At 73.9% G+C, this 26497-nt stretch carries 28 protein-coding genes; 11 read left to right on the top strand and 17 right to left on the bottom strand.

The window, feature by feature from the left end; all coding sequences use genetic code 11:
• The 5 genes from SMD20_RS02820 to SMD20_RS02800 all read right to left on the bottom strand — a co-directional run bounded on the left by SMD20_RS02820 (nt 1) and on the right by SMD20_RS02800 (nt 5066).
• On the bottom strand, nt 1-666 hold the full coding sequence (locus tag SMD20_RS02820; RefSeq protein ID WP_329574513.1) for a hypothetical protein: 666 nt from the start codon (nt 664-666) through the stop codon (nt 1-3).
• Nucleotides 667-1068: 402 nt separating this feature from the next.
• A complete protein-coding gene (locus tag SMD20_RS02815; RefSeq protein WP_329574512.1) occupies nt 1069-2313 on the bottom strand; it encodes an FAD-dependent monooxygenase in 1245 nt (414 codons plus the stop codon).
• Nucleotides 2314-2344: 31 nt separating this feature from the next.
• A complete protein-coding gene (locus SMD20_RS02810; RefSeq protein WP_329574510.1) occupies nt 2345-3082 on the bottom strand; it encodes a maleylpyruvate isomerase family mycothiol-dependent enzyme in 738 nt (245 codons plus the stop codon).
• Nucleotides 3079-3915, bottom strand: a complete 837-nt coding sequence (locus tag SMD20_RS02805; RefSeq protein WP_329574508.1) for a fumarylacetoacetate hydrolase family protein — start codon at nt 3913-3915, stop codon at nt 3079-3081. Before SMD20_RS02805 ends, SMD20_RS02810 begins: the two co-directional genes overlap by 4 nt.
• Nucleotides 3912-5066: a cupin domain-containing protein gene (locus SMD20_RS02800; RefSeq protein ID WP_442942439.1), complete on the bottom strand. Its 1155-nt coding sequence runs from the start codon at nt 5064-5066 to the stop codon at nt 3912-3914. Before SMD20_RS02800 ends, SMD20_RS02805 begins: the two co-directional genes overlap by 4 nt.
• Before the next feature lie 100 nt (nt 5067-5166).
• Here SMD20_RS02800 and SMD20_RS02795 point away from each other — a divergent pair, with 100 nt between their 5' ends.
• Complete coding sequence (locus SMD20_RS02795; RefSeq protein WP_329574505.1) at nt 5167-5937, top strand: IclR family transcriptional regulator; 771 nt, start codon at nt 5167-5169, stop codon at nt 5935-5937.
• 5 nt (nt 5938-5942) lie between these two features.
• Here SMD20_RS02795 and SMD20_RS02790 read toward each other — a convergent pair whose 3' ends face one another.
• Genes SMD20_RS02790 through SMD20_RS02775 form a run of 4 tightly spaced genes read right to left on the bottom strand, consistent with a single transcriptional unit; the run spans nt 5943 to nt 9955 of the window.
• The gene (locus SMD20_RS02790; protein WP_329574503.1) at nt 5943-7016 is read right to left on the bottom strand and encodes a FecCD family ABC transporter permease; all 1074 of its coding nucleotides are present in this window, start codon (nt 7014-7016) and stop codon (nt 5943-5945) included.
• A complete protein-coding gene (locus SMD20_RS02785; RefSeq protein WP_329574500.1) occupies nt 7013-8128 on the bottom strand; it encodes a FecCD family ABC transporter permease in 1116 nt (371 codons plus the stop codon). Before SMD20_RS02785 ends, SMD20_RS02790 begins: the two co-directional genes overlap by 4 nt.
• The gene (locus SMD20_RS02780) at nt 8118-8933 is read right to left on the bottom strand and encodes a siderophore-interacting protein (protein WP_329574498.1); all 816 of its coding nucleotides are present in this window, start codon (nt 8931-8933) and stop codon (nt 8118-8120) included. The genes SMD20_RS02785 and SMD20_RS02780 overlap by 11 nt, the downstream gene beginning before the upstream one ends.
• Nucleotides 8934-8941: 8 nt before the next feature.
• Nucleotides 8942-9955: an ABC transporter substrate-binding protein gene (locus SMD20_RS02775; protein ID WP_329574496.1), complete on the bottom strand. Its 1014-nt coding sequence runs from the start codon at nt 9953-9955 to the stop codon at nt 8942-8944.
• A 78-nt stretch (nt 9956-10033) separates the two neighbouring features.
• Here SMD20_RS02775 and SMD20_RS02770 point away from each other — a divergent pair, with 78 nt between their 5' ends.
• Nucleotides 10034-10864, top strand: a complete 831-nt coding sequence (locus tag SMD20_RS02770; protein ID WP_329574493.1) for a helix-turn-helix transcriptional regulator — start codon at nt 10034-10036, stop codon at nt 10862-10864.
• Between the two features lie 61 nt (nt 10865-10925).
• Here the strand turns inward: SMD20_RS02770 and SMD20_RS02765 are convergent, their stop codons facing one another.
• Nucleotides 10926-11486, bottom strand: a complete 561-nt coding sequence (locus SMD20_RS02765; protein ID WP_329574490.1) for a TetR/AcrR family transcriptional regulator — start codon at nt 11484-11486, stop codon at nt 10926-10928.
• 133 nt (nt 11487-11619) lie between these two features.
• On the opposite strand from SMD20_RS02765, the gene SMD20_RS02760 reads away from it, so the two are divergent.
• Nucleotides 11620-12870 (top strand): SRPBCC family protein, encoded by a 1251-nt coding sequence (locus tag SMD20_RS02760; RefSeq protein WP_329574488.1) that lies wholly within the window; start codon nt 11620-11622, stop codon nt 12868-12870.
• A gap of 441 nt (nt 12871-13311) precedes the next feature.
• On the opposite strand, the gene SMD20_RS02755 is transcribed toward SMD20_RS02760, so the two are convergent.
• Nucleotides 13312-14250 (bottom strand): cyclase family protein, encoded by a 939-nt coding sequence (locus SMD20_RS02755; RefSeq protein WP_329574485.1) that lies wholly within the window; start codon nt 14248-14250, stop codon nt 13312-13314.
• A 162-nt stretch (nt 14251-14412) separates the two neighbouring features.
• Here SMD20_RS02755 and SMD20_RS02750 point away from each other — a divergent pair, with 162 nt between their 5' ends.
• Nucleotides 14413-14790, top strand: coding sequence for a hypothetical protein (locus SMD20_RS02750; RefSeq protein ID WP_329574483.1), 378 nt, complete (start codon nt 14413-14415; stop codon nt 14788-14790).
• A 31-nt stretch (nt 14791-14821) separates the two neighbouring features.
• On the opposite strand, the gene SMD20_RS02745 is transcribed toward SMD20_RS02750, so the two are convergent.
• The 3 genes from SMD20_RS02745 to SMD20_RS02730 form a co-directional block, all read right to left on the bottom strand.
• Entirely contained in the window at nt 14822-16285 is a 1464-nt protein-coding gene (locus SMD20_RS02745) for an MDR family MFS transporter (protein ID WP_329574481.1), read from the bottom strand.
• Between the two features lie 547 nt (nt 16286-16832).
• Nucleotides 16833-18008: a macrolide family glycosyltransferase gene (locus SMD20_RS02735; protein WP_329592407.1), complete on the bottom strand. Its 1176-nt coding sequence runs from the start codon at nt 18006-18008 to the stop codon at nt 16833-16835.
• Between the two features lie 56 nt (nt 18009-18064).
• Complete coding sequence (locus tag SMD20_RS02730) at nt 18065-18721, bottom strand: CatB-related O-acetyltransferase (protein WP_329574479.1); 657 nt, start codon at nt 18719-18721, stop codon at nt 18065-18067.
• A gap of 50 nt (nt 18722-18771) precedes the next feature.
• Between SMD20_RS02730 and SMD20_RS02725 the strand changes: the two genes are divergently transcribed.
• On the top strand, nt 18772-19428 hold the full coding sequence (locus SMD20_RS02725) for a TetR/AcrR family transcriptional regulator (RefSeq protein WP_329574477.1): 657 nt from the start codon (nt 18772-18774) through the stop codon (nt 19426-19428).
• On the opposite strand, the gene SMD20_RS02720 is transcribed toward SMD20_RS02725, so the two are convergent.
• Nucleotides 19421-19795 carry a DUF4267 domain-containing protein gene (locus SMD20_RS02720; RefSeq protein ID WP_329574475.1) on the bottom strand — a complete coding sequence of 125 codons (375 nt, stop codon included), beginning with the start codon at nt 19793-19795 and terminating at the stop codon, nt 19421-19423. The genes SMD20_RS02725 and SMD20_RS02720 overlap by 8 nt on opposite strands.
• Nucleotides 19796-19886: 91 nt before the next feature.
• On the opposite strand from SMD20_RS02720, the gene SMD20_RS02715 reads away from it, so the two are divergent.
• On the top strand, nt 19887-20468 hold the full coding sequence (locus tag SMD20_RS02715) for a TetR/AcrR family transcriptional regulator (protein ID WP_329574473.1): 582 nt from the start codon (nt 19887-19889) through the stop codon (nt 20466-20468).
• On the opposite strand, the gene SMD20_RS02710 is transcribed toward SMD20_RS02715, so the two are convergent.
• Nucleotides 20449-21294, bottom strand: coding sequence for a helix-turn-helix domain-containing protein (locus SMD20_RS02710; protein ID WP_329574471.1), 846 nt, complete (start codon nt 21292-21294; stop codon nt 20449-20451). The two genes, SMD20_RS02715 and SMD20_RS02710, sit on opposite strands and share 20 nt — an antisense overlap.
• An 87-nt stretch (nt 21295-21381) precedes the next feature.
• On the opposite strand from SMD20_RS02710, the gene SMD20_RS02705 reads away from it, so the two are divergent.
• The 5 genes from SMD20_RS02705 (at nt 21382) to SMD20_RS02685 (ending at nt 24682) form a co-directional block, all read left to right on the top strand.
• Nucleotides 21382-21666: an alpha/beta fold hydrolase gene (locus tag SMD20_RS02705; protein ID WP_329574470.1), complete on the top strand. Its 285-nt coding sequence runs from the start codon at nt 21382-21384 to the stop codon at nt 21664-21666.
• Entirely contained in the window at nt 21600-22016 is a 417-nt protein-coding gene (locus SMD20_RS02700; protein ID WP_329574468.1) for an alpha/beta fold hydrolase, read from the top strand. The genes SMD20_RS02705 and SMD20_RS02700 overlap by 67 nt, the downstream gene beginning before the upstream one ends.
• Nucleotides 22017-22089: 73 nt before the next feature.
• Nucleotides 22090-22329, top strand: coding sequence for a DUF3072 domain-containing protein (locus tag SMD20_RS02695; RefSeq protein WP_329574466.1), 240 nt, complete (start codon nt 22090-22092; stop codon nt 22327-22329).
• Between the two features lie 188 nt (nt 22330-22517).
• A complete protein-coding gene (locus SMD20_RS02690) occupies nt 22518-23846 on the top strand; it encodes an MFS transporter (RefSeq protein WP_329574464.1) in 1329 nt (442 codons plus the stop codon).
• Nucleotides 23843-24682, top strand: coding sequence for a carbohydrate deacetylase (locus SMD20_RS02685; protein WP_329574462.1), 840 nt, complete (start codon nt 23843-23845; stop codon nt 24680-24682). Before SMD20_RS02690 ends, SMD20_RS02685 begins: the two co-directional genes overlap by 4 nt.
• Before the next feature lie 14 nt (nt 24683-24696).
• Here SMD20_RS02685 and SMD20_RS02680 read toward each other — a convergent pair whose 3' ends face one another.
• Nucleotides 24697-26433 (bottom strand): NAD(P)H-binding protein, encoded by a 1737-nt coding sequence (locus SMD20_RS02680; protein ID WP_329574460.1) that lies wholly within the window; start codon nt 26431-26433, stop codon nt 24697-24699.
• Nucleotides 26434-26497 lie beyond the last annotated feature (64 nt).

Below are 26497 nucleotides of genomic sequence, written 5' to 3'. Positions count from 1 at the left end.
TCACCTCCTCGGGGCGGCGCCGGTCAGGCGCTCGATCCAGCGGTCGAGGGGCAGCAGGTTGATGCCGGCGATGATCGGGACGTGCGCGAGCGTGAACCAGATCGCCGCGCCGAACGAGATCGGCCCGCCGGTGAACAGGTTGATGTGCGGGGCGTCGATGGTCTCGGGGATCGTGACCGGGTTGACCACCTGCCACATGACGTCGAGGAAGCCGGAGAAGACGATCAGCACTCCGGTGGCCATGATCTTCAGGCAGCGGCCGGGCGAGCCGCCGCCGATGCGGTACGCGGCGGCGACGGAGAGCACGATGCCCGGATAGAGCAGCAGGTAGAGGTGAGTGTAGAAGGAGTCGCCGTGGGCGCGGGCGCCGTCGCCGTAGTAGAACCAGCTGATGCGCGGGACGAGGTAGCCGGTCAGGACGACGAACGGGACGTACAGCAGCCAGTGCAGCCGCGGCGACACCCACGGGAAGAACGCGATCGCGCAGCACAGGCAGGCGAAGGCGAGCAGCTTGGCGGCCAGTTGCCAGGCGGCCTCGATGTCGCGGGTGTGCGGGGTGGCCAGCCAGACGAAGGCGAAGCCGGCGGCGCCGGCGGCCAGGGCGATCCACCAGATGTGCACGGCCCACGGGCGGCGGGCGTCGAGCGGGGGGTCGGGATGATTCACGTACCGGGCCCTCGGAGGTCGGGGACGGGTCGGCGGGAGCGCTCCCAGCGCAGTATGACATCCCTCTCCACGGAGCCGGTCTCAATATGAAATTAGGGACTCACCGGAACTTGCATCGATACTGACTGGTTGTGAGATGACGACAAAAGACCAGCTCGGAGCGCGTTGAGCGGTATGCCCGAAAGAATGGAACGTTCTGGTCAAATGTTTGAGCAAATCGCCTGCCTGCGATGTCAAGTCCTCGGGCGGAAAAGCGGGCATTGGCCGGCTGTCGGCTTCCCGCCGGGCGGCCGGAGGCCGAAGATTCCGTAGGCGCAGGTGAAGGTGAGGACAGGACCTTTGGGAGCGCTCCCGAAATCTTCGGCTGATCGGACCCGAAACCACCGTTACGGCGGACCGCAATCAGGCCAGGGCGGGCTCGCCCTCGTACCCGGGGAACATCGGCGGCAGCTCGCCGGGCGTGAGCGCCGTCGGCCCGAAGAGCCAGTCCACGTACGCGTAGTCGTGGACATCGCGCTCGCGGAGCACCGCGTTGCGCCACTCCCGCTTCTCCCCCTCGTGGTGCCAGAGCCTGCCCCAGGCGCGGGCCGTGGTCAGCACCCGGCGGCAGTGCAGGGGACGGACGGCGTTGTAGGCCGCCAGCGCGCCGTCCCACTCCACTCCGGCCGGGCCGGTCAGGCGGGCCACGTGCTCGGAGAGCACCCACGCGTCCTCGATGGCCATGACCGCGCCCTGCGCGAGGTACTGCAGCGGCGGGTGCGCGGCGTCGCCGGTGAGTGCGACGCGGCCCCGCACCCAGTCGTCGATCGGCTCGCGGTCGAACATCCGCCACCAGCGGTCGCGCCACATCAGCGGCAGCCCGGCCCGCACCTGCTCGCTGGTCGCCGTGAACGCCGCGTCCAGCTCGTCGGGCGTGCCCCAGTCCTCCTCGCCGGCCAGCGCCTTCGGCGACTCGAAGACCGCGACCTGGTTGAACATCTCGCCGTGGCGCAGCGCGTACTGGACGAAGTGGCAGCGCGGGCCGACGTGCACGACCACGTCCTTCGGCTGCACGTCGAGCCGGGCGACCTGCTCGAACGGCACCGCGCCCCGATAGGCGACGTACGCGGAGCTGACCGGCTCGTCGTCGCTCAGGAGACGGCGGGCCACGGAGCGGAGCCCGTCGGCGGCGAGGACGACCGCGCCCCGCTCGCGCCCTCCCGCGTGCACGGCGACCGCGCCGTCCGCGGCCTGCTCGTACCCGGTGACCGTGACGTCGTTGACGAGGTCCACCCCGGCCCGGCGGCAGGCGCGCAGCAGGGTGCCGTGCAGGTCGCTGCGGTGGATCACCAGGTAGGGGAAGCCGTAGCGCCGCTCCACGTCCCGCAGGTCGAGCCGGGTGAGGACCTCGCCGTCGATCGCGTCGCGCATGACGATGCTCTCGGGGAGCACGCCGAGCGACGTGACCTCGTCGAGCAGCCCCCACCGGTCGAGGATGCGCGTGCAGTTGGGCGCGATCTGCAGGCCCGCGCCCACCTCGCCGAACTCGTGGGCCTGTTCGAGCACCCGGACCCGCAGGCCCTTCAGCGTCAGCGCCAGGGCGTTGGCCAGGCCGCCGATGCCCCCGCCCACCACGACGACGTCGACGTCGCGGCCGTGTCCGACCATGTCCGTTCCTTTCCTTCAGAAGCGAGCGGGGCTAGAGCCAGCGCGGCAGTTCGGGGGGCGGGCCGCCCGCCTCACCGGTGACGCCGCCGGAGCCCCGGCCGGAGAGATAGGCGGCCAGGCCCGCGAGGGTCCCGGTGAGCGGTACGGCCGGCCCGGAACCGGGGATCGGCCACGTTCCGCCGCCGGTGGCCGTGAGCGTGAGCGTGAGCGCCGGGCCGGGGGCGGCGGCGCGCTTGGCGGCGATGTCGCCGACCAGCGCCGCGAGGAAGTCCGCGGGCAGATCGTCGAACGTCACCCCCGCGCCGAGGTCCACGGCGTGCACCATGACCTCGCGGGCGCGCATCCAGGGGATCTCCTCGGCGGTGACCGTACGGCCCTGCGCGGTGCGGACGTGCTCCTGCCACTGCCGCTCGTCCAGCTCGGCGAGGCGCGCGGCGAGGTCGTCCGCGGCCCGCGCCGCCCATTCCCGCAGCTCGGCGGCGGGCCTGGCGGCACCCGCCGCGATGTCGGCGTCACGCTGCTCCGGCGAGGAGTACATGGGCCGCTCCTCGCCGGTGCGCGCCCAGTGCACCAGGTTGGCCAGGGCGGCGGCGTTCGCGGCCACGTGCGCGAGCAGGTGCCTGCCGCTCCAGCCCGGCAGTGCGGTCGGCTCGTCCAGGCGCTCGTCCGGCAGCCCGGCCAGGGCGTCGAAGAAGATCGTGCTGCCCTCGGCCGTCCAGCGCAGGCTGTCGGCGCGGCTGCGGCCGCCGGTCATCGGGCCGCCGGTCATTGCGCGACCGACTCGGCCACGGCCTTGACCTCCGAGCGGCCGAGGCCGGTGATCTCGGTGGCGAGGACGCTGCCGTCGGCGAGGTAGCGGGCGGGCTTGCGGGCGTGGCCGACGCCGCCCGGCGTGCCGGAGGCGATGACGTCGCCGGGGTTGAGCGTGAGGATCGTGGAGACGTAGCGGACCAGGTCCACCGGGTCGAACACGAGGTCGGCGGTGTCGGCCTGCTGCACCTGCTCGCCGTCCACCCAGCCGGTCAGCGTGAGCGAGGGCCGTACGCCGCCCTCCAGCTCGTCCGGCGTGACCAGGTAAGGGCCGAACGGCGTGCTGGCCTCCCAGGTCTTGCCCTGCAGCCACATCGGCGAGCGGTACTGCCAGTCGCGCATGGTGACGTCGTTGAGCACGGCGAACCCGGCGATGGCGGCGGCGGCCTCCGCCTCGTCCGCGCGCCGCACCCGCGTCCCGATGACGACCGCCAGCTCGGCCTCCCAGTCCACCTGGTCGGACTCCGGCGGGAGCCGGATCTCGTCGTACGCGCCGACCAGCGCCTCGGGATACTTGGCGAACAGCGTCGGGTGCCGCGGCAGCTCCCGTCCCATCTCCAGGATGTGGTTGCGGTAGTTGAGCCCCACACAGACGATCTTGCCGGGGTTCGGCACCACGGGCGCGAACCCGGACGCGGCCACCGGCTCGCCCGCGCGGGCGGCGCGCTCGGCCCAGCCCGGCCGGGCCAGCAGCTCGCCGACGTCGGCGAGGCCCAGGTCGACCAGGGTCTCCCCCTCGACCCGCACGGCGCGGGTGCCCCCCTGGGAGGTACGGATGGTGGCGAGCCTCATGCCTGCGGCCTTTCCACGTCGGAGCGGTCGAGGCGCAGCGCCTCGAAGATCGGGCTGTCGCTGAACCGGAAGAGGTCGAGCGAGCCGGAGTCGGAGTCGGACGCCGACGCCTCCGAGCGCGCCGAGAACGGCGTCCAGGAGGGCACGACGAACAGGTCGCCGCGGGTCACCGACCACGACCGGTCGCCGACGGTGATCCGGCCGCTGCCGTCGAAGACCTGGTAGACCGAGGATCCGGTCTCCCGGCACGGCGCGGTCTCGGCGCCCGCGCGTACGCGGTGCATCTCGACCCGGATGGTGGGCAGCACGTCGCCGCCGGTGGTGGGGTTGGTGTAGCGGACGGCGGCGTGGCCGGGCTCGACGGTGCCGGCGTGCCCCTCGGCCTCCAGCGCGAGCTGGTCGGCGAGGGCGCGGTCGGTGTCGGCCCACCGGTAGGCCAGCAGCGGCGACGAGGTCCGCGCGCCCGGCGCGGACACCGGCCGCAGGCCCGGGTGCCCCCACAGCCGCTCGGAACGGGACCGCTCGGGCGTGGTGCGCTCGGCGTCGCTGATCCGGTCGCGGCCGAACTCGAAGAACTGGGACTCGGTGACGTACTGGAACGGGATGTCCAGGCCGTCGATCCAGGCCATGGGCCGGTCAGCGGCGTTGTGGTGCGCGTGCCAGTTCCAGCCGCCCTGGGGCAGGAAGTCGCCGCGGCGCATCGGCACCGGGTCGCCGCCGACGACCGTCCAGACGCCCTCGCCCTCGACGACGAAGCGGAAGGCGTGCTGGGTGTGGCGGTGCTCGGGGGCGTCCTCGCCCGGCATCAGGTACTGGATCGCCGCCCACAGCGTCGGCGTCGCGAACGGCCGGCCGCCGAGCGACGGGTTGGCGAGCGCGATCGCCCGCCGCTCCCCTCCCCTGCCGACCGGCACCAGGTGCCCGGCCTCGCCGGCCAGTGCCACCAGGTTCTCCCACCGCCACAGGTGCGGGACCGCCTTGCTCCTCGGGTGCAGCGGCATCAGGTCGCCGATCTCGGTCCACAGCGGGACCAGCAGCTCCTTCTCGAAGCCGCGGTACAGCTCCTCCAGGGCCGCCGACGGTGTCGGCTGATCCGGCGAGTCGACCGCGGTGAGGCGAACCGGGGAGTTCGCGATCTCGGTCATGTCCACTCCTAGCGTCCTCGACGCGGGACGACGCGACGGCACGCCGCCGTTCCCGCGGGTCTCCAGCTTGTATCGTGGGGAGCGGAAAAGAATAGGAGATTCTGCTGTGAAGAATCCTCCCAACTATCTGGTCCGCAGCGTCGATCACGCGCTGCAGCTCGCGGTCATGCTCCAGGTCGAGGGCCCGTTCGGAGTGGGCGAGGCGGCGCGGCGGCTCGGGGTGGCGCCCTCCACCGCGCACCGGCTGCTCGCCATGCTCGTCTACCGCGACTTCGCGGTCCGGCGCGAGGACCACCAGTACGCCGCCGGGCCGGTGCTCTCGCTGGGCGGCCGCTCCCAGTCGCACACCGCGCTGCTCCGCGCGGTCGCCATGCCGCACCTCGCCGCCCTGGTCGAGCGGGTCCAGGAGAGCGCGAACCTGCAGATACTCTCCGGCGACCACGTACGCTTCATCGGCTCCGTCGAGTGCACGCAGGCGCTGCGGGTCGGCAACCGCGAGGGCATGGTCTTCCCCGCCCACCTGGCCTCGGGCGGCAAGGTCCTGCTCGCCGACCTGCCGCAGGAGCGGCTCGACGGGCTCTACGGCGAGGACAAGTGGGCCGACCGGCTCGACCAGCGGCCCAACCTGACGGCGCTCCGCCGCGAGCTGCGCAACGTCCGCGAGCGGGGCTTCGCCATCAACGCCGGCAAGACCGAGTCGGGCGTCACCGCCGTCGGCCGGGCCGTACGCGGCCCCGACGGCCACGCCCAGGCGGCCCTGTCGGTGTCGATGCCCACCAGCCGCTTCTCCCGCAACCGGCTGCCGGAGCTGGTGGGCGCGCTGTCGGTGACCGCCCGCGACATCGAACACGAGATGCGCGCAGGCCACCCCGCCTGACGCCCTCAGCGAGCGGGCGGGCCGGCCGTGCGTCGCGCCTTCCTGGCGAGCAGCGCGATGAGGTAGCAGCCGCCGATCACCGTGGTCACCACGCCCACGGGTAGCGAGACCGGGGCGAGCAGGACCTGCGCGACCACGTCGGCGGCCGGCAGCAGCACCGCGCCCGCCAGCGCCGCCGGGGCGAGCGCGACGCCGGCCGTGCCCGCCAGCAGCCGGCCGATCTGCGGCGCGGCCAGCGCGATGAACATGATGGGCCCGGCCGCCGCGGTCACCGTCGCCGTGCAGCCGACGCCGGCCAGCACGAGCAGCAGCCGCAGCGGGTTCAGCCGCACGCCCGAGGCTATCGCCTGCTCGTCCCCGAGCGCCGTCTGCCGCATCGCGGGCGAGAGCGCCGCGAGCAGCAGGGCGAGCGCGGCGATGACGGCGATCGGAACGGCGATCTCGTCCCAGTCCAGCCCGTTCAGCGAGCCGGAGCTCCAGCCGGTGGCGGCGATGGCCACGTCCAGGTCGGCGCGGAGCACGATCCAGGAGTTGAGCGCCGTCAGCATGGCGTTCACCGCGATCCCGACGACGATCAGGCGCAGGCCGCTCAGCCGCGTCCCGAGCGACAGCACGTAGACGGCCGCCGCCGCCAGCAGGCCGCCCGCGACGGAGCTGCCCGCGAGCGTCCCGGCGCCGCCGCCGAGCACGGTGATCGCGAACAGCGCGCCGGTGTAGGCCCCGGCGTCCAGTCCGACGACGTCCGGGCTGCCGAGCGGGTTGCGGGTGAGGCTCTGGAAGACCGCGCCCGCCAGGCCGAGCGCCGCGCCGAACGCCAGCCCGGCGACGACCCTGGGCAGGCGCCACTCGCGTACCACGACGACCGAGTCGCCCTGGCCGGCCAGCGCGGCCAGCACCTCGCCGGGGGCGGTCCACGAGCCGCCGCCCAGGCAGAGGCCGAGCAGGCCGGCGCCCAGGGCCGCGGCCAGCAGCGCGCCGGACACCACCAGCGTCCTGCGGCCGGCCCGGAACGACCACGAGCCCACGCGCAGCACGACGGACCTGGTCAGGGCGGGCGGAGCGGCGGCGGGCCGGCTCATGCCGCCACCCGCCTGCGGGCCCGTACCGCCCAGATGAGCGCGGGCGCGCCCGCGAAGGCGGTGACCACGGCCACCGGCACCTCGCCGGTCGGCAGCAGCACCCGCGCGGTGACGTCCGAGGCCAGCAGCAGCACCGGCCCCAGCACCATCGTGTACGCCATCAGCCACGGGACCGACCCACCGGCCGGCCGCCTGGCCAGGTGCGGCACCATGAGCCCGAGGAAGGCGATCGGCCCGGCGACCGCGGTGGCCGCCCCGGCGAGCAGGGTGACCAGCACCAGCACCGCCACCCGGGTGCGGACGACGTTCCCGCCGAGCGAGCGCGCGGCCTCGTCCCCCAGGACGAGCGCGTTGAGCGGCCGGGCCACCAGGACGGCGCCGGCCAGCGCGAGCACGATGGTCGCGGCGGGGAGGGCGAGCGGCGCCTGCTCGTGCCCGGCCAGCGAGCCGATGGACCAGAACCGGTACCTGTCGAACACGTCGGGCAGCATCAGGCGCAGGCCGAGCGAGATCCCGGAGAGCACCGCGCTGAGCGCGACGCCGGTCAGCACCAGGCGCAACGGCTCGGCCGAGCCGAGCGCGTACACGAGGACGGCGGTCAGCGCGGCGCCGAACGAGGCCAGCGCGAGCTGCCCCGCCTGCCCGCCGGCCAGCCCGAGCAGGCCGCCGACGTTGATCGCGAAACCGGCCCCCGAGGTGACCCCCAGGAGGCCCGGCTCGGCGAGCGGGTTGCGCGTGAGCGTCTGGACCAGCATGCCCGCGACGCCGAGCGCCGCGCCGACGCAGACGCCGAGCAGCGTGCGCGGCCCGCGTACGTCGTGCACGATCAGGTACGCCTCGCCGCCGTCCGCGCCGACGAGCGCCCGCCAGACGTCGGCCGGCGCGATCGCCCGCGCTCCGACGCAGACGCTCGCGACCAGCGCGGCGAGCAGCAACAGGACGAAGGCGGCGAGAACGACCGCCCGTCGCCGCGCCACCGGGACGGCCCGCCGCCCGGAAGCGCCGGTTCTCGGGATGGCCGGCTGCCCGGAGGAGTCAGTCCTCGGGAGGACCGGCCACTCGGAAGAGCCGGTCCTCGGGATGGCCCGCCGCCCGGAAGAGTCAGTCTTCAAGCCCGGCGACTCCGCGCTTCCAGTAGCCGGTGAACAGCGCGTCCAGCCGGCCGGCGCTCCAGGCGCGCAGCGGCTTGATGTCGCCCGCCTCCCCCGCCGCGAACAGGAACGCGGGCCCCTCCGGCAGCCGCAGCCCCCGCACGGTCTCGGCCAGCAGCGACCGCCCGCCCTCGCGGACGAGCCAGGTCACCTCCACGCCGGCGCGTTCGGCCAGCGGGTACGCGTGCTCGGCCGGGTCGTCGGTCTCGATCACCAGGTGCGCAGAGACGCCGGACGGCGACTCCTCCAGCCAGCGGGCGGCCGCGGGCAGCGCGGTGGCGTCCACCGCGAACACCCAGTGCCGGTAGTGGTGCGGGAACGCCTTGGCCCCTGGCGGGCCGGCGATCGTCACCTGATCGCCGACCGCGACGCCGGCCGCCCACTCGGCCGCCACGCCGCCCTCGTGCAGGACGATGTCGAGGTCCAGCTCGCGCGCCGCGGCGTCGTAGCGGCGCACGGTGTACTTGCGGGTGGTGGGCCACGGCCTGGGCCAGTCCAGCTCCAGGTGGTCGTTCGGCACCGGGGCGCGCAGGGCGCCGTCGGCGTCCGGGAGGACGATCTTCACGTGGTCGTCGGCCTGGTAGGTGTGGAAGCCGTCCAGCTCGGGGCCCACCAGGGTGAGCCGGAGCATGCGCGGGGTGACGAGCTCGCGCCGGGCGACCGGCGCCGTGCGGACGCCGATCGGGTAGCCGATCCTGGCCACGCCGGAGCCGCCGGCGTGGTGGGCGGCGACCCGGCCGCGCGGGTCGCGGCGCTCGATGTCCATGGCCCGGCTCACTGGGCGAGCAGCGGCGCGAACGCCTGGTCGATCGCGTCCAGGGTCTTCATGGCCGATGAGTACGTGGCCGCCTCGCTGTAGCGGATCGGGAACGTCCGGCCCGCCTTGACCGCGGGCAGGCTCTTCCACAGCTTGGAGTCGAGCACGTACTGGACGGCCTCGTTCGGCTTGCCGTCGGCCTGCACGGTGTACGTGATCGCGTCCGCCTCGCCGAGGCTCTCGTTCAGCTCCTCGATCGAGGGGTACTCGCTGACGTCCGCGGCGTTGCCGCCCTTCTTCTTGACCTCGCCGTAGTAGGTGACGCCGATGTCCGTGGCGATGTTGGTGCCCCACGAGCCGGCGAACTCGCGCTGGAACGTTCCGCCGGCGATCTCGCCGTACGCGCCGACGTGGCCGAACTTCAGGCCCGCCAGCACGTCCTTGTACTTGGCGGCCAGCTCGCCGGCCTTCTTCTCGTAGGCGGCCTTGGCCTCGCCGAAGTTCACGGCGCGGCCGGCGGCGTCGCTCTGGCGCTGGGACAGCTCGCGCCACGCCGACGGGACGGTGGGGCCGATGGCGACGACGGGCGCGATGGACTTCAGCCGGTCCAGGTCCAGGTCGGCCATGGCGGGCGCGGGGACGCCGATGACGATGAGGTCGGGCTTGGCCTTGGCGATGGCCTCGTAGTTGGTCTCCGCCGCGGTCTCCCCGGCGATCTTCTCCAGCCGGTCGTAGGTCGCCCGGTCCTCGTCCGACATCAACGGCAGGCCGCGCTGCCAGGAGGAGATGCCGACCAGCGCGGCGTCGGCCTCGATGAGGGCGGGCACCGCGTAGCCCGTGGCGACGACCCGCTCGGGGTCGGCCGGGATGGTGACCTCGCCGTTGTCGGCGGCGAAGACGCGCGTGGCGGGCCCGGCGCCTGCGGCGCTGTCGGCGGTGCTCTCACCGGATTCGGCCGAGCCGCAGCCGGCCGTCATCGCGAGCGTGAGTACGAGGGCTCCGGCGGCGCGCCGGAGGTGGACGTGGTGCATGGGGTTCCTTCAACTCCTAGAGATGAGGTTAGGCTACCCTTACCACTGGTTCCGCTGATGTCTCTGAGAGGCCAACCGATGTCGCCGAGACGCCAATCCGTCACCCTCGCCGACCCCGTGGGCACGGACCCGCTGTGGTGCGAGGAGTACGGCTACGGCCTCGGCCGCCCGGACGGCATCCTCGTGCTCAAGTACCGCTCCGCGGCCGTGCTGGAGTTCAGCGAGGGCCGCCAGGACTTCCTGCACCAGCTCTACTGGTCCCCCGACGGCATGCTGGCGACCAGGCACGGCGCCCGCACCCAGTTCGTCGGGCCGCGCGAGGCGTTCTGGGCGCACCGGGCCGTCACCCACGAGGTACGCGCCGCGGACCGGCAGAGCGTCTACCGGATCTGCCTGCGCCAGGTGCCCGAGGCGCTCGCCGGCCTGCGGGCGGGCGCGGTCTCGATGGACCCGGAGGCGGCGCGGCTCGTCGAGGCCATCTGCCGCCCCGGTCACGACGAGGGCGCGGCGCTCGCCGCCCGCGCCCGCATCATGGCCGGGCTCGGCGCGGGCGCCGCCGACTTCGTCGGCCACCACGCCACCGGCACCGGCTTCGCGCTCACCGTGGCGCGGGCGCTCTCCCACGACCCCGGGGACGAGGCCGGGCTCGCCGAGTGGGCCGAACGGCTGCACGTCAGCGTCAAGACGTTGCAGCGCGACTTCGAGCGGGAGTTCGGGATGCCGTACTCGAAGGTGCGGACCAAGCTGCGGCTCAGCACCTCGCGGGTGCTGCTGGAGACCCGGCCGGTCGCCGAGGTGGCGCACCGCGTGGGCTACTCCAGCCCATCGGCGTTCATCTCGGCCTTCACCAAGGAGTACGGCTGCACGCCGGGCCGCTACGCCGACCGCCGCCCGGCCGCAAACGCCTGACCGCCTCAGCTCAGCAGGCCGCCTCAGCCCAGCAGGCCGCCTCAGCCCAAGCAGACTTGCCTCAGTCCAGCAGGGTGCGCTCCAGGACGTCGGTCACCCAGGAGGCCCACCGCTCCACGCCCCAGTCGCGGTCCACGACGAGCGCACGGATGGCGGTGGTGGTGAACAGCGCCCAGACGACGTCCGCCGCCTCCGCCACGGTGACGCCGGGCCGCAGGCCGGGAGCCAGGGCCTCGGCGATGGCGGTCATGTCGGCCAGGCGGCGCTCCTCGTAGGTCGCGAACACCTCCGCGATCTCCGGGTCGGCGGCGGCCGCGGCCTGGAAGGCATGCATGACCGGCAGCGCGTGCGGTATGCCCTCGACGAGGAGCTCCCGTAGCCGCCGCAGGACCTCGCGGGGGTCGGGCGCCTCCAGGACGCCGCGCATACCCGGCCGCTCCAGCACCGTCTCCGGACCCTCGTCGCCCGCCAGCGCCCGGTCCACCACCTTGAGCAGCAACGACGCCTTGTTGCCCTGGGCGTAGACCGTCTCCACCGAGACGCCGGCCCGCGCCGCGATGTCCTTCATCGTGGTCGCGACGTAGCCCGTCTCGACGAAGCACCCGGTGGCCGCGTCGACCACCGCTGTGCGCGTCCGCCGGGCCTGCTCCTCCCTGAGCGGTGATCGGTACCTTCTTGACGGCTCACGGTTTTTGGCTACAGTCATCATGTATCCAATCCAGCTCGGCTGGGATGAACACTACCAAGGAGCCGCGATGACCGCGACCTCGGCCGAACGCCGCCACCCCTCCGACGCCGGCACCTCCCCCATGAGGCGGGAGGGAAGCGTGTCGCGGGTCATCGCCGCCGATCCCCTGCGGCTCTACCACTGGGTCTCCGACATCACGCGCACCCCCGAATGGAGCCCCGAGACCCGGCGCTGCACGTGGACCGGCGACGTACGCACGACCCGCGCGGGCGCCCGCTTCGCCGGGGTCAACCGCTTCGCGCTGCTGCGCTGGACCCGGCAGTGCGAGGTCGTCACGGCCGAGCCCGGGCGCGAGTTCTCCTTCCGTACGCTGCCGGACGACAAGGTGGCCGACTCCACGGTGTGGACCTTCCGCCTCGAAGCGGCGCCGGGCGGGACGCGGGTGACGCACGCGTACGAGATGGTGGCCCACCTGTCGCGCGGCCAGGAACGGCTCGCGGCGCTCCTCATCCCCCCGCACCGGGACCGGCGGCCGGACATGGCGCGCTCGCTGGACCGCCTCGCCGATGCCGTCGAGGGACGCGCCGACGCCCGGCAGGCCCGGCTCGGGCAGGCGCACACAGCCGAGGGCCCCATCGACCTCACCGGCGTGTACGCCCTCCACCACGCCCTCCGCCGGGACCTCGACCTGCTGGCGCGCGCCGTCCCCGCCACGCCGCCCGGGGACGCCGAGGCGTGGACGGCTCTGGCCCGGCGCTGGCACGTCTGCGCGGCCGTCCTGCGCCACCGTACGACCGGGGCCGACGCCGTCCTGCCGCTCCTGCTGGAACGTGCCGACGCCGCCGGCGACCCGGTGGCCCGCGAGTCGGCGGAACGGGCGCGCACCGGACGCGACCGCCTGACCCCGATGATCGACGCCTGCACCGCGACCTTCGACACCCTCATCTCCGAGCCGATTCCCGGGGCTGAGCGACTTGCCGCCGAGGTCGCCGGCCTTCGTGACGCGCTGGCGGACGTCCTGGCGTACGAGGAGAGCACCGTCCTGCCGCTCGTCCAGCGGCACCTGTCGGTGGCCTCGTGGCAGAAGGCCGCGCACGCGACGCGGCAGGGGCTCGGCCGACTCGGGCTCGGCGTCGTCCTGCCCTGGCTCGCCCTGGACACACCACGCGACGAACTCGGCCACGTCCTCGCCCACACCGGCGGCCCCATCGCCCGCGCCGTACTCAACCGGGGCGGCAGCCCGATCGCCCGCGTCCTCCTCGCTCTCACTGGTCGCCGTTTCGAGCGGGAGCACCGCATCGCCTTCCGGTGGCTGTGACGGACCGGCCCCTCTCCAAATCCCCGTCAAACGACCGCGAAATAGCCACATATGCGATATTTCGTCCCTATTTGCGAGCTAGCGTCGGGGTGAGGGGATCAGACCGTCAGAGGGAGGAACCATGGCCGGATATGGGTTCCGCGAAGGCGGAGGCTGCTGCCGCCGCCGCCGTTGGTGCGGTCGTCGCTGCCGCCACCGCAGACGGTGGTGGGGCGGCCCCTGGGGAGGAGACAACTGGGGTGGTTGGTGGTGGTAATCCATCCCCAGTGAGAGCAGCCCGTGAGGGCAGCCGGCGAAGACAGCGGGTCACGACGGCATGCGACGACCGCGCCCGTATCGGCATCGATATCGGCACCGGTTCTCGCCCGACCTCACGGCCGATTCCCGTCCACACTCGGCCGTGAACCGGTCAAGCCGCCGTGATCCGCCCCCTTGAATCCATCAGAATGTGGCGATCGGGTTGACCGGGCTGCCGGACGTACCGGCGAAGCGGACCGGCGCGACCGCGAGATGGAAGTCCCACTGGCCGAGCTCGGCAGCCGTGCTCGCGCACGCCTCCAGGTCGCAGTTGTCGAGCATCCACAGACCCATCGCGACGAGGCTCACGGCGTGAACCGGCATCAACACGCCTTCGTACCCCGACGGCTGAACGTCCTGAGGCGTGTCAGCGCCGATCAGCGCGACCTCGCGTTCCTGCAGCCACGGCAGGCAGGACGCGTGCCACCCGGCCTGCGTGAAACCGCCGGCCGCACCGTTCTCGTGCCGGAACCGGCCGTAGCCGGTCCGCAGGAGCACCGCATCGCCGGGTCGCACCCGTACGCCCTGGCGACGCTCGGCCTCCTCGAGATCGTCGGGAAACACACCCTCCCCCGGCTCCAGCCACGACACATCCCGCACGCTCGCGATGTCCAGCAGGACACCGCGCGTGACGATCCCGTTCGCCGCCGCCGTCACCGACGCCCACGCCGATCCCGTCGCGGCGTCGACCAGCGTGTGCGACCGCCCGTTGTACATCGTGCCGTCCCAGAAGATGTGGCACGGCGAGTCGAGGTGGGTGAGGGTGTTGCCGTGGAACGTGAGGCCGAGCCGCTCCGACGAGAAGCCCCAGTGCCGGTCGTTGCGGAACGTGGGCGCCGGCATGTTCTCGGCACCCGGCATGTCGGCGGCGCACGGGCACGCCGTCGTCGACCGCTCCATGTCGTCCGGTACGGCGACCTCCCAGGCGCACGACACGCTCCTGCCGTGGCGCACGGCCCGCGCCGCCGCCAGCCGTACGTCGTCCGTGATGTGGTTCAGAGTGCCGAGCTCGTCGTCGTCGCCCCACCGGCCCCAGTTCGACAGGGTGTTGAAGTACCCGAGCACGTCATCCTGCGTAGGCATCGTTCGCTCTGCCGTCATCCCAGCGTCGACTCCTTCGGTTACGCGGTTCGAGTCACCGCGGGCAGCGTATTCCGTCACACCTGGCACAGAGGGCCGGCCTGACCGCGCGAGATGTGGTCGTACGGCTGCGCCCGATCTCCGTTGACCGTCATGGTGGAGGTCATGCACGACGACCCACTGCCCGCGGGGCGGGCGGCCCCGCCCCCCGCGCCCCCCGCGCCCAAGCCACCGGACCCGCCCGAGCCACCAGACCCGCCCGATCCCGACCCCGTCCCCAAGCCGAGGCCCGGACCCAACCCCGGCCTCGGATTCGAGCCCGGACCCGAGCCCGACCCCAGCCCCCGCACCGGACCCGCGCCCGGACCCGAGCCCGGGCCCAAGCCCGACCCCAGCCCCCGCACCGGACCCGCGCCCGACCCCAGCCCCCGCACCGGACCCGCGCCCGAGGCCGAGCCCGGTCCCGAGCCTGACCCCCGCCCCGAGCCGCTGCACGTACGCGATCTGTTCACCTGGTGCGAGTCGAACCCCCCAGGCCGCTGACCAAGGCAGCCCGACCTCCTCCGGCCACCCGTCACACCGCGTGCACCGGCCGGGCTTCCTCGGAGCCCTCCGCGTCGCCCGTACGGGCGGGCAGCAGCAGGGCGGTGGCGACGACGGCCACCGACAGCACCGCGCCGATGACGAACGCCAGCCGCATGCCGTCGAGGTCGGCCAGCGCCTCGGGGACCCCCGCCTCCTGCAGCGCGTCGGCCCGCGCGCTCATGACGGTGATGACCAGCGCGGTGCCGAACGCCGCCGCGACCTGCTGCAGCGTGCTGAGGATCGAGCTGCCGTGGGAGTAGAGCCGCGGCGGCACCGCCCCGAGCGCGAGGGTGAACACGGGGGTGAAGGTGGCGGCCAGGCTGACCATGAGCAGCGCGTGCAGGCCGAGGATCTGCCAGTAGGGCGTGGTCATCGACACCTGGGTGAGCCCGGCGAGCGTGAGCATGATCCCGATCGCGCCGGGGACGACCAGCACCCGTCCGCCGAACCGGTCGAACAGCCGCCCGACGGTCGGCCCGAGCAGCCCCATCGCCAGCCCGCCCGGCATCACCAGCAGCCCGGTCTCCAGGGCGCTGAGCCCGCGCAGGCTCTGCAGGTAGAGGGGCAGCAGGATCATGGAGCCGAGCATCGCCATGAAGGCGATCGACATGAGGATCAGCGCGATGGTGTAGGTGCGCTGGCGCAGGGTGCGCAGGTCCAGCAGCGGCACGCCGTGCTTCTGCAGCCAGAGCTGGCGGACGACGAAGCCGGCGATGGTGACCAGGCCGGCCGCCACGATCGCCGCGGCGAGAGCGGGGTCGCCGCCCTCGAACCGGCTGAGGCCGTAGACCAGGCCGCCGAACCCGGCCGCCGCGGTGACGACGCTGAACCAGTCGATGCTGCTCACCTCGGTCTCCCCGACGTCCTGGAGCCGCTTCAGCCCGCCCCAGGTGATGAGGGCGGCGATGGGGAGCACCACGGCGAACAGCAGCCGCCAGGAACCGAACTGCAGGATCACCCCGGAGACGGCCGGCCCCATGGCGGGCGCGACCGACATCGCCAGGCTGACGTTGCCCATCACCCGGCCCCGGTCCTCCTCGGGGACCACCCGCATCAGCGTGGTCATCAGCAGCGGCATCATCACGGCCGTCCCCGCCGCCTGGACGATGCGGGCGGCCAGCAGCACCTCGAACGTCGGCGCGACGGCGGCCAGCGCCGTGCCGGCCAGGAACAGGCCCATCGCGGTGGTGTAGGCCTGGCGGGTGGTGACCCGCTGCAGGAACCAGCCGGTGGCGGGGATGACCGCGGCCATGGTGAGCATGAAGGCGGTCGAGAGCCACTGCGCGGTCTGCTCGGTGATGCCGAGGGCGCTCATCAGCCGGGGGATCGCGTTGATCATGATGGTCTCGTTGAGCACCACCACGAACGTGGCGAGCACCAGCAGCCGGATCACGGCCGGCGTGCGGCCCCCGGCAGGGGAGCTGGCATGGGAATGGGACTGTCGGCCGGACACGGCACCTCGTTCAGGGTCGTCGGACGGAATGTGCTCACGGCCGGCGTCGCGGCCCTCGATCGCGCAAGCGGAATTCGTTGTCATGCACAGAATGACAGCCGCCACCGACAGAACTCATCGGTGGCGGCCGTCCAAAGAAAGTGGCGGGTCAGTGGCCGCCGGTCAGCTCCCGGGACAGGGCGCCGTGCATGCGGGCGCTGGGTGGTTGAGCCCGACGATCCGCACGCTCTGCCACGGGCCGCGTACTTGGCCTCGACGGTGTCCAGCGCGGCGACGGAGGAGGCGTCCCGGATGTAGGCGTTGGTGGAGGCGAAGAACAGCTCGCCGGTGACTGCGCCTGAGGGTGGCCGGGGTGATGGAGTGCCGGTCGAAGGTGCCGAACGACACCAGGATCATGACGGCGACCAGTGCGGCCATCGGGATCTGGGAGACCAGCGGGCCGAAGACGACGCACAGGACCATGAGCAGGACGCGTGGATCGGCCCCCGAGGGGCGGCGGGCGGTCAGGAGGACGTGGCCGCCCGCCGGCTCTGTTCCGGCGCGCCGGTCAAGAGGTCTCCGGGGACCGGCCGCGCGGACCCAGCAAGCCTTCGATGAGGTCGGCGGCCCGCGTGGTGCCGCCCTCGGCCCGCGCCTCGGCCTGGAGCCGCGCCGAGCGGCGGCCGACCTCGGGGTCGGAGACGAGCTCGCGCAGGGCGGCGCGAAGGGCCTCTGCCGTGGCGTCCTCGGTGTCGATCCGGCGGGCGACGCCGAGCTCCACGAGCCGGTCGGCGTTCTGGAACTGCTCGGCGGCCTGCGGCACGGCGATCATGGGCACGCCCGCCAGCAGCCCTTCACCGCAGCCGCCCATCCCCGCGTGGGTGACGAACGCGTCCGCCTGCTCCAGGATCGCCCGCTGGGGGACCCACGGGTGGACCTCGACGTTGGCGGGGATGTCGCCCAGCTCGCCGGGGTCGGTGTGACGGCCGATCTGCAGGACGACGTGCCAGCCCGGCAGGTCGCCGAAGGCGGCCAGGCACTGGCGGTAGAACTCCGGCCGGCGGGTGTAAGCCGAGCCGAGGGAGATCAGCAGGACGTTCGCGGCGCCCGCGGGGCGGCTCCACGCGTCCTTGTCCGCGCTCAGGTCGAAGCAGGGGCCGACGAAGGTCACCCGGCGGGGATCGACCCGGTCGGCGTGCGGCTGCATGGCGCGCGTGATGAGAGCGAGAGCCCGTTCGGGACGGCCGGAGAAGGCGTCCACGTCGGTGGTGGTCGCGCCGCAGCCGGCCAGCCAGCCGGCAAACCTCTCCCGGTAGGCGGCGGCGCCCGGCAGCTCCCAGAGGTGCGCGGCCACCTCCTGGTCGTAGCCGTCCCAGCCCACGATCGTCGGCGAGAGCTGCAGGAGGGGGCGGCCCTGCGCCTCGGCGAGCGCGCGGGCGGCGTAGGCGCCGATGTCGTACAGGTAAAGGTCGGCGGGGTCGTCGTCGTAGGCGGACCGGAGCTGCGGCAGGGCCTGGACGGCGTCGTCCAGGAAGAGGCTCATCGCGGCGATGGGGTCGTCGGGCCAGAGGTTGTCGGCGACCGGCAGCGTGGACGAGCACGGCACCAGCTCCGCGCCGGCCCCGGTGACCAGGTCGCGGACCACGGGGTCGTTGGCGTAGGTCACCCGGTGGCCGCGGGCGGCCAGCTCGCGGATGATCTCCAGGCTCGGCAGGACGTGGCTGACGGCGGGAATGCCGATCATGGCGATGTGGGCGCGGGGCACGTGGGAATCCTTCGGTTCTGGGGACGCGACGGGTGTCAGGGGCGGCGGGCGGCCGGTGCGACCGCTTCGAGCTCGGCGACGGTGCCCGACATGATCGTGCGCACGTGCCGGGTGATGTGCTCGACCGGCCAGTCCCACCAGGCGACGGCGAGCAGCCGGGCCACGTCCTCGTCGCTGTGGCGGACGCGGATGAGCCGGGCCGGGTTGCCGCCGACGATGCCGTAGGCGGGGACGTCCGAGGTGACCACGGAGCCCGCGCCGATGATCGCGCCGTGGCCGATGCGCAGGCCGGGCAGCACCGTCACGCCCCGGCCGAACCAGACGTCGTTGCCGACGACCGTGTCACCGCGGCCGGGCAGGCCGGTGAGCAGGTCGAAGTGCTCGGCCCACGAGCCGCCCATGGTGGGGAAGGGGAACGTCGAGGGGCCGTCCATGCGGTGGTTGGCTCCGTTCATGATGAACCGCACCCCGGTGCCCAGCGCGCAGAACCTGCCGATGACCAGCTTCTCCGGCCCGTAGTGGTAGAGCACGTTGCGGGTCTCGAACGCGGTCGGGTCGTCCGGGTCGTCATAGTACGAGAACTCCCCCACCTCGATCAGCGGGGACGTCACCAGCGGCCGGAGCAGCACCACCCGCGGCTGCCCCGGCATGGGGTGCAGGACGTCGGGGTCGGCGGGGACGAGCGGTTGCATCGGCCATTCCTTCATCGTTAATGCGACAACTTATACATTAGGATCGTGTCATGACCTCGTCCGCAGGGCAAACGGAATCCGGGGAGACGCCCGCTCCCGCCCGTCAGGTGCGCCGCCGCCCAGGCGGCCGGACCAGCCGCACCCGCGCCCGGGTGCTCGACGCGGTGCGGGCCGAGCTGGGCGAACGCGGTTACGACGCACTCACCCTGGACGCCGTCGCGGCCCGCGCGGGCGTGCACCGCGCCACGGTGTACCGGCGCTGGCGGGACGTCGGCGGCCTGCTCGCCGATCTGCTCGCGGCCACCGGCGACGACGACTGGCAGCCCCGGGACACCGGCTCCCTGCTGGGCGACCTGACGGCGCTCAACGAGGAGAACCAGGAGGCGCTGACCGCACGGCCGTCGGTCGCGGCCGCCCTGCTCGCCGCCTCGTTCCGGTCCGAGGAGGCCGAACGCGGCCTGCTGCGGCTCTGGGCGGACCGCTACGCCCGCTGCGAGGTCATCGTGGCCCGCGCCGTGGCGCGCGGCGAACTGCCACCGGACACCGACGCGCGGCGGCTGCTCGTCGCCGCCACCGCGCCGCTCTACCACCAGCTCATGCTGCTCCGTACGCCACCCGACCCCGACCTGCCCGGCCAGGCGGCCAGGACCGCCGTCCTCGCGGCGTCCGCCGGCGCCTTCGCCGGCGCCGGCGAGGCGGTCAGCTGACCGCGAAGAGCAGGGCTGCGGAGATCAGGACGACCACGGCGGTCGCGAAGTGGATGCCGAACGCCGCGGCCTTCGTCCCGCCGTTGCGCAGCACGATCAGGGTGTCACCGAACGGCACCAGCGCCACGACCAGCATGAACCACGCCTCGGCGGTGGTCCCGGCGAAGGCCAGCAGCGCCAGGCCGATCAGGCCGCAGACCCCGTCACGCACCCCCTTGACGGCCAGGTACGCCCGGTCGCCGTCAGCCTTGGCCGGCACGCCGTAGGCGGCCGCCGCGGCCTGCGGGACGAGCAGGAACCGCGCTCCGATGAACAGGATCATGAGGTTGAGCACGACGGCCAGGCCGTAAGCGGTGTAGGTGAGCATCTTCGTCTCCAGGGGGAACTAGCAGCGCTAGGAACAAGAATCACGCTAGCAGAGCATCGACAACTTCGCTAGCGATGCTAGATTCTGAAGCATGACAATCCAATCCCGCCGGGAGCGTGAACGCGCGGAACGCGAGAAGCTGATCATCACCGCCGCCCGGGAGCTCGCCGAGACCGAAGGATGGGAAGCGGTGACCACCCGGCGGCTCGCCGAGCGGGTGGAGTACAGCCAGCCGGTGCTCTACAGCCACTTCAAGGGCAAGGACGCCATCATGGCGGCGGTCGCGGTGGAGGGCTTCGGCGAGCTGGCCGGCGAGCTGCGAGCCGCGCGTACGGCGGCGCGGGACGAGGCCGGCGCCCTGGAGGGGGTCGGGCAGGCGTACGTCGCCTTCGCCGAGCGGCGGCCCGCGCTCTACGACGCGATGTTCCGGCGCGGTGTGGACCTGCCGTTCGCCACCCCGCAGGTCCCGCCCGCGCTGGCGGCCAGCTTCCAGGAACTCGCCGAGGCCGTCCGGCCGCACGCCGGCGACGACGACCTCGGCCTGCTGGCCGAGACGTACTGGGCCGCCCTGCACGGCCTGGCGACGCTCACGCTCGGCGGCCGGCTGCCCCGCGAGCTGCACGAGCGCAGGCTGGCGCTCCTGCTGGCCCGGTTCACCGCGGGGAGAGGCTGAGGCCGGGCCAGGCGAGGGGGTCCACGGCCAGGAACGGCTCCACGGCGAGGGCCGACGGCGTCGCGCCGGTGAACGCCATGACCTCGCGGTGCAGGTGCGACTGGTCGGCGTAGCCGCCCTCCGCCGCCACCAGGGCCGCGCCCTCCCCCGCCGCCAGGCGGTGGGCGGCGCGGTCGAAGCGGACCAGCTTGGCGGCACGCTTGGGCGGCAGGCCGAGCTGCGCCCGGAACCGGGACCACAGGCGTTTGCGGCTCCACCCGACCTCCCCGGCCAGCATCTCGACCCGGACCAGGCCGCGACCGGCGACGATCCGCCGCCAGGCCCAGGCCACCTCCGGGTCCACCGGCGGCCCCGCCCGGTGCCGCCGGGCGAGCAGCGCGTCCGTCAGCGCGAAGCGGTCCGGCCACGACGTGGCGCCGCTCAGCCGGTCGCGGAGGCGGGCGGCGTCCCGGCCCCACAGGTCGTCGAGGTCCACGACCGCGTCGCCGAGGTCGGCAGGGGACACGCCGAGGACCGCGCGGGCGACCACCGGGGACAGGCGCACCTGCACGCACTCGACGTCCACGCCCCGCGCCCGGACCGCGCCGCCGGAGCCGAACCCCGGCCCGGCGGCGACGTTCCCGACCGGCCGCGGCCCGGGGGCGTGGTCCAGGACGGGCGTCCCGTCGCCGAACCCGACGAGCAGCGTCACGGCAGGATGCGGCACCATCCGGATGGTCCGCAGGTCCGGGATGCGGAACCCGGCCATGGTGACGCCGGCGACCCCGCTGGGCCGGCGCGGGCACGCCACGCCCCACGCGGCGGCGTCGTGCACGAAAGTCCGCACGCTCCGATGCTAGGTCCCGATGCCGGCGGGAAAGGCGGGGAACATTCGTCCAAGACGCGGCCGGCCGCCCCCGGCGACAGTGGCCCCATGACGATCACCGACGGCGAGCTCCTGCCACTGAAGGACGGCGACCTCCACGTACGCCAGGACGGCCCCCAGGACGCCCCCGCACTCCTGCTCATCCACGGCACCGCGGCCACGGCCCGCTCGTGGGACGCGCTGGCCCCGCTGCTGACCGGCTCCCACCGGGTCATCAGCGGCCCGACCTGGTGTCCGCGCTCGCGCTCGTCGGCACCGGTCCCGGCATGGACGCCTTCACCGGGCCCGAGACGGGCGGCGCGCCCGCCGGGTGGCCGCCGGGCGACGAGCTGATCCGCGCGCTGGTGAACAGCGGGTTCAGCCGCCCGGGCTTCGAGGTCCCGCAGGAACTGCTCGACGACCTGCGCGACTCACTGCGCGACACGCCCCCCGCCGTGTTCGCCGCGGTGATGCGGGCGCCCCGCGACTATCTGGAGGAGCGGACGCTGCCGGACCGGCTCGCGCCTCTCGGCAAGCCGCTGCTGGTGATCTTCGGTACGGACGACCGGCGATGGCGGCCCTCGTCCGCCGCCGGCTACGGGGTGGTGCCGGGGGCCAGGATCGAGCTGATCCCCGGTGTCGGCCACACGCCCGTCCTGGAGGACCCGGTCCGCAGCGCCGAGCTGCTGCTGTCCTTCATCTGAGGGTTTGTCCCGTCGCGCTGAGGGCATCGTGGTGTGCTCGACCGAGGGAACGTACGTTCGAGGAGATGAGCACATGAGCCACGGACCGGTGGAGAAGGACCCGGAGGAGTGGACGACCGGCGACGAGCCCATGACCGCGCCGCAGGAGTCCTACCTGCGCACCCTCGCCCGTGAGGCGGGCAGGGAGGTGCCCGAGGGGCTCAGCAAGGCCGACGCGTCCCGGATGATCGACGAGCTCCAGCAGGACAGCGAACGCCTGCGCGACGCGCCTTCCGCCCGGGACCAGGACACGAACGCCCGCCGTACGACGTGAGCGCCTCGCCGGGTGTCCGGCGAGGTCACGACTCCGCTTCACCCGCTGTTCTTCCGCGGACGCGAGAGTAACCTCGCGTCCAGCGCCGGCATCCGCGCCGGCGTCCGGCGAGGAAGGGTGATCGCGTGTCCCAGCCCGGCGGACCCCCGGCTCCGGGACGGACTCCCGCGTGGCGCTATGCCATCGGGATGTTCGGCACCTCGATCCCGATCAACATGATCAAGGGATCGATGATCCTCTTCTACGTGGACATCCTCGGGCTGGACGTCCGCGCGTACGGCGTGGTCATGGTGGTCTACGCGGTCATCGACGCGCTCGACAACCCGGTGCTCGGCCACCTCTCCGACCGCACCAGGACCCGGTTCGGCCGGCGCCGGCCGTGGCTGCTCGTCGGCGCGCCGCTGCTGACCGCCTGCATGATCGCGTTCTTCTCCGCGCCGTCGTCGCTGGAGGGCGCGGGCCTGCTGATCTGGTTCGCGGTGTTCGCGATCCTGTGCGAGGCGTTCGACTCGATGCTCAACGCCAACTACGGCGCGCTGCTGCCCGAGCTGTACCCGCGCGAGCGCGACCGCGCCGTGGCCAACGGCCTGCGCCAGGGCTTCCAGCTCGTGGCGCTGGTGATCTCGCTCGCGGTCACCCCCGTGCTCACGACCCAGGTGTTCGGCACCGAGGACTCCACCGAGGGCTTCCGCACCACGGCGGTCGTCTACGGCGTGGTGGCGCTCGCCGTGATCGTGTTCATGGCGCTCGGCGCCCGCGAGAACCCCCGCTACTCCACCCGCGAGCAGCCGATGCTGCTGCGCAGCGTGTGGTCCATCGTGCACAACCGGCTGTTCTGGACGGTCGGGCTCACCGGCGCCTGCTACGGCATCGCCATGGCGCTCGTCCTCGCGGGCATCCAGCTGTACGTCCGCTACTCGCTCGGGCTGCCGGTCGGCAACGCGCTCTACCTCCAGGGCGTCGTCATCCTCGTCACGGCGGCCGGCCTGGTGGCCTGGACGCGCGTCGTGGCCCGCCGGGGCGCGCTGTGGGCCTGGCGGGTCGCCTTCGTGGTCCTCGCGGCCGGGTTCGCGGCGCTGTTCTTCGCCCGCGACCTGGTCACCGCGATCGCGGCGGGCGTGGTCGTCGGCGCGGGCTGGTCGGGGATGCTCGCGACGAACGACCTCATCGTCGCGCGGGTGCTGGACGCCGACGCGGCGCGCAACGGCGAGCACCGCGAAGGGCTGTTCCTGTCCGCGTTCGGCTTCTTCGGGCGGCTCAACGGGGTCGTGACCGGGCTCGCGCTCACGTCGCTCGGCGTGTTCTTCGGCTACAACTCCGGCGACGACCCCGGCGGCGATCCGGGGCTGGCGTTCCGGGTCTATCTGTGCGTGTACCCGTTCGTGCTGACGGCGATCGGGGCGGTGGCCGCGCGGTTCGTCTCGGTGCCGGTCGCAACGCCGCCCGAGGCGGCCGTACCGGAGGAACCGCCGCCCGCGGACCAGGCCGGCGAGCCCGCCGTGGAGGGTCCCCGATGAGCCGCCGCCTGGTGATCACCGCCGACGACCTCGGCAGGGAGCCCGGCTCGACCGAGGTCATCCTCGGCCTGCTCGCCGAGGGCTGCGTCAGCGCGACGACGCTCATCTGCCTCACGCCGTCCGCGGCCCACGCCGCCGAACGGGTGCGCGAGCTCGGCGTCGTGCCGCGCGTGCACGTGACGCTGACGAGCGAGCGCGGGGTCCCGCGCTGGCGGCCGCTCACCGGCGGCGCGAGCCTCACCGATCCGGACGGGACGCTGTCCGACGACCCGTTCGCGCTCGGCGCCCGCGGCGCGGCCGGGGACGTCGAGCGGGAGGCGGAGGCGCAGCTCGGCTGGATGCGCGCGCACGGCCTCGCGCCGGAGGCGGCCGACTCCCACGCAGGCACCCTGTACGGCCTGCACGGCAGGTCGTGGCTGGCCGAGACCCTGCGCTGGTGCGCCCGCCACGGCCTCGCGTTCCGGCTGCCCCGGGACCCCGAGCCGTACATGGGCGGGCCGCTCCCGCCGGAGCTCGCGGCGGCGCACGGGCAGGCCGTCGCCCTCGCGGACGCGCTGGGCGTGGCCCTTCCCGAGACGATCGCCACGAACCGCAGCACGGCGGCCGAGCTGGGCGGCTACGAGCGGCTGCGCGAGGACTACCTGCGCCGGCTGGCCGCGCTGCCCGAGGGCACGAGCGAGCTGTTCCTGCATCCGTCCAGCGAGGACGCGGTCGCGGGCCCGGACGGCGTCGTACGGTCCTGGGAGGCCCGGCTGCTGCGCGACCCCGTCTGGCACAACGCGCTGAAGAGCGAGGACGTCGAGGTCGTCGGCGGCTGGTGGCCGCCCCGCCCCTGACCCGGCGCCGGGGATCAGGGCAGCAGGATGATCTTGCCGCCGGTGGCGTCGCCGGACTCGGCGCGGCGGTGGACGGCGGCCAGCTCCGTCAGCGGGAGCCGTTCCGCGACGTCCACGGCGAGCCTGCCCTCCCCGGCCAGCGCGGCGAGGGCGGCCAGGTGGGCGGCGTCGTTGCGGGCCACGAAGCGGATCGCCGTGACGCCGGGCGGCGCCTCGACCGGCACGGTGGCCGAGACCAGCACACCCCCGGGCCGCACCAGCCGGGCCAGTCCGGCCCCGTCGGCGGGGTCGAGCGGGACCAGGTTGAGCAGCACGTCGAGACCGCCGGGCAGCGGCTCGGTCCGGTGGTCCACGACCTCGTCCGCGCCGTGCGCCCGCGCCCGCGCCGCGCTGCGCGCGCTCCCCGCCGTGGCGATGACGAAGGCCCCGGCCAGCTTGGCGAGCTGCACGGCGAACCCGCCCACCCCGCCGCCGGCCCCGTTGACCAGCACCCGCTGTCCCGGCCCGATCCCGGCGTGCTCGTGGACGGCCTGCCACGCCGTCAGCCCGGCCACCGGGATCGCGGCGGCGTCGGCGAGGGGCACGCCGCGCGGCGCGCGGGCGAGCACGCGGGCCGGCGCGAGCGCGTACGAGGCCGCCGCGCCCCCGTCCAGCCGGCCGATCACCTCGTCGCCCGCGCGCGGCCAGACGACCCCGGGTCCGGTCTCGGCGACGGTGCCGGCGACGTCCCAGCCGAGCACGTACGGCAGCGGCAGCCCGGCGAACTCCGGCACCGCCGCCGCGAGCAGCCCGGAGCGCAGCCCGACCTCGGACGGGTTGAACGAGGTGCCCGCCACCTTGATCAGCACCTCGCCCGGTCCCGGGGCGGGGATCGGGAGCTCGTCGTGCCGGATGACGGAGGGGTCGCCGTAGGCGTGGACGCGCGCGGCCCGCATGGTGGTGCGGAAGCGGTGGGCGTGCTCGTCCGCCCAGGCGCGGAAGGAGCGGGCGCCGGGGCGCGGCGTCACCGGCCACGGGGAGTCCACCAGCTCGGCCCGCGCCCGCAGGATGCCGTCGGCGACCTCGGGCGGCAGCCCGGCCGCGACCAGGCGGTGACGGCCCTCCTCCGGTGGCCGCTCCTCCCAGCGGGCCGGGCGGCCGGCCGCCTCGCCGACGATGCGCACCTGCTCGGCCTGCGTCAGCGTCTCCGGCCCGGTCAGCTCGTGCACGACCCCGGCGGGCCCGCGCCCGGTGAGCGCGTCGGCGGCGACCTCGGCGAGGTCCCGCTCGTGGACGGGGGGCGCGGCCGATCGGCCGTACGGCTCGGCGACCACGCCCTCGGCCAGGAACCGCGGATCGGCGGCCCAGCGCAGGGCGGCGGCGGCGAACTGGTGCGGGCGCAGGATCACCCACTCCAGCCCGGAGCGCCGGATCAGCCGCTCGATCTCGCGTTCGGCCGGGCGGCGGGCGGCCGAGGAGAGGTACACGACGCGGCGGGCATGCCGGGCGAGCACGTCGAGGACCGCGCCGAACCCGTCGGCGGCGCCGAACGGCCACAGCAGGAACGCCGCGGTGACGCCCTCGACGGCGGCGGCGAACGAGGCGGGGTCGGTGAGGTCGCCGCGTACCGGCTCGACGCGCGGCGGGAGGACGGCGGCGGGGTCGCGGACCAGGGCGAGGACGCGCGGCCCCGCGGGATCGGCGGCCAGCTCCGTTATCAGCGCGCGGCCGACGGTGCCCGTGGCCCCGGTGACGAAGATCTTCGATGACATGGCTGCCACGCTAGAGCGGCGGCGCGAGACGACCAATGTCCTGCAATCCGGGAAATATACGCGT

The sequence above is a fragment of the Nonomuraea sp. LP-02 genome, assembly GCF_036289125.1.
Lineage (GTDB): Bacteria > Actinomycetota > Actinomycetes > Streptosporangiales > Streptosporangiaceae > Nonomuraea > Nonomuraea bangladeshensis.
Note: the sequence above shows the minus strand (reverse complement) of the source record. Positions and strands in the feature narration are given on the sequence as shown.

Bases quoted from the DNA above. Each gene is read 5' to 3' on its own strand.
- SMD20_RS02775 (WP_329574496.1), bottom strand. From the start codon at position 9,955: ATGCACCACGTCCACCTCCGGCGCGCCGCCGGAGCCCTCGTACTCACG.
- SMD20_RS02810 (WP_329574510.1), bottom strand. From the start codon at position 3,082: ATGACCGGCGGCCCGATGACCGGCGGCCGCAGCCGCGCCGACAGCCTG.
- SMD20_RS02780 (WP_329574498.1), bottom strand. From the start codon at position 8,933: ATGGACATCGAGCGCCGCGACCCGCGCGGCCGGGTCGCCGCCCACCAC.
- SMD20_RS02730 (WP_329574479.1), bottom strand. From the start codon at position 18,721: ATGCAACCGCTCGTCCCCGCCGACCCCGACGTCCTGCACCCCATGCCG.
- SMD20_RS02705 (WP_329574470.1), top strand. From the start codon at position 21,382: ATGACGATCACCGACGGCGAGCTCCTGCCACTGAAGGACGGCGACCTC.
- SMD20_RS02690 (WP_329574464.1), top strand. From the start codon at position 22,518: ATGTTCGGCACCTCGATCCCGATCAACATGATCAAGGGATCGATGATC.
- SMD20_RS02760 (WP_329574488.1), top strand. From the start codon at position 11,620: ATGACCGCGACCTCGGCCGAACGCCGCCACCCCTCCGACGCCGGCACC.
- SMD20_RS02685 (WP_329574462.1), top strand. From the start codon at position 23,843: ATGAGCCGCCGCCTGGTGATCACCGCCGACGACCTCGGCAGGGAGCCC.
- SMD20_RS02815 (WP_329574512.1), bottom strand. From the start codon at position 2,313: ATGGTCGGACACGGCCGCGACGTCGACGTCGTCGTGGTGGGCGGGGGC.
- SMD20_RS02790 (WP_329574503.1), bottom strand. From the start codon at position 7,016: ATGAGCCGGCCCGCCGCCGCTCCGCCCGCCCTGACCAGGTCCGTCGTG.
- SMD20_RS02720 (WP_329574475.1), bottom strand. From the start codon at position 19,795: ATGCTCACCTACACCGCTTACGGCCTGGCCGTCGTGCTCAACCTCATG.
- SMD20_RS02770 (WP_329574493.1), top strand. From the start codon at position 10,034: ATGTCGCCGAGACGCCAATCCGTCACCCTCGCCGACCCCGTGGGCACG.
- SMD20_RS02725 (WP_329574477.1), top strand. From the start codon at position 18,772: ATGACCTCGTCCGCAGGGCAAACGGAATCCGGGGAGACGCCCGCTCCC.
- SMD20_RS02755 (WP_329574485.1), bottom strand. From the start codon at position 14,250: ATGCCTACGCAGGATGACGTGCTCGGGTACTTCAACACCCTGTCGAAC.
- SMD20_RS02715 (WP_329574473.1), top strand. From the start codon at position 19,887: ATGACAATCCAATCCCGCCGGGAGCGTGAACGCGCGGAACGCGAGAAG.
- SMD20_RS02680 (WP_329574460.1), bottom strand. From the start codon at position 26,433: ATGTCATCGAAGATCTTCGTCACCGGGGCCACGGGCACCGTCGGCCGC.
- SMD20_RS02750 (WP_329574483.1), top strand. From the start codon at position 14,413: ATGCACGACGACCCACTGCCCGCGGGGCGGGCGGCCCCGCCCCCCGCG.
- SMD20_RS02735 (WP_329592407.1), bottom strand. From the start codon at position 18,008: ATGATCGGCATTCCCGCCGTCAGCCACGTCCTGCCGAGCCTGGAGATC.
- SMD20_RS02695 (WP_329574466.1), top strand. From the start codon at position 22,090: ATGAGCCACGGACCGGTGGAGAAGGACCCGGAGGAGTGGACGACCGGC.
- SMD20_RS02805 (WP_329574508.1), bottom strand. From the start codon at position 3,915: ATGAGGCTCGCCACCATCCGTACCTCCCAGGGGGGCACCCGCGCCGTG.
- SMD20_RS02700 (WP_329574468.1), top strand. From the start codon at position 21,600: ATGGACGCCTTCACCGGGCCCGAGACGGGCGGCGCGCCCGCCGGGTGG.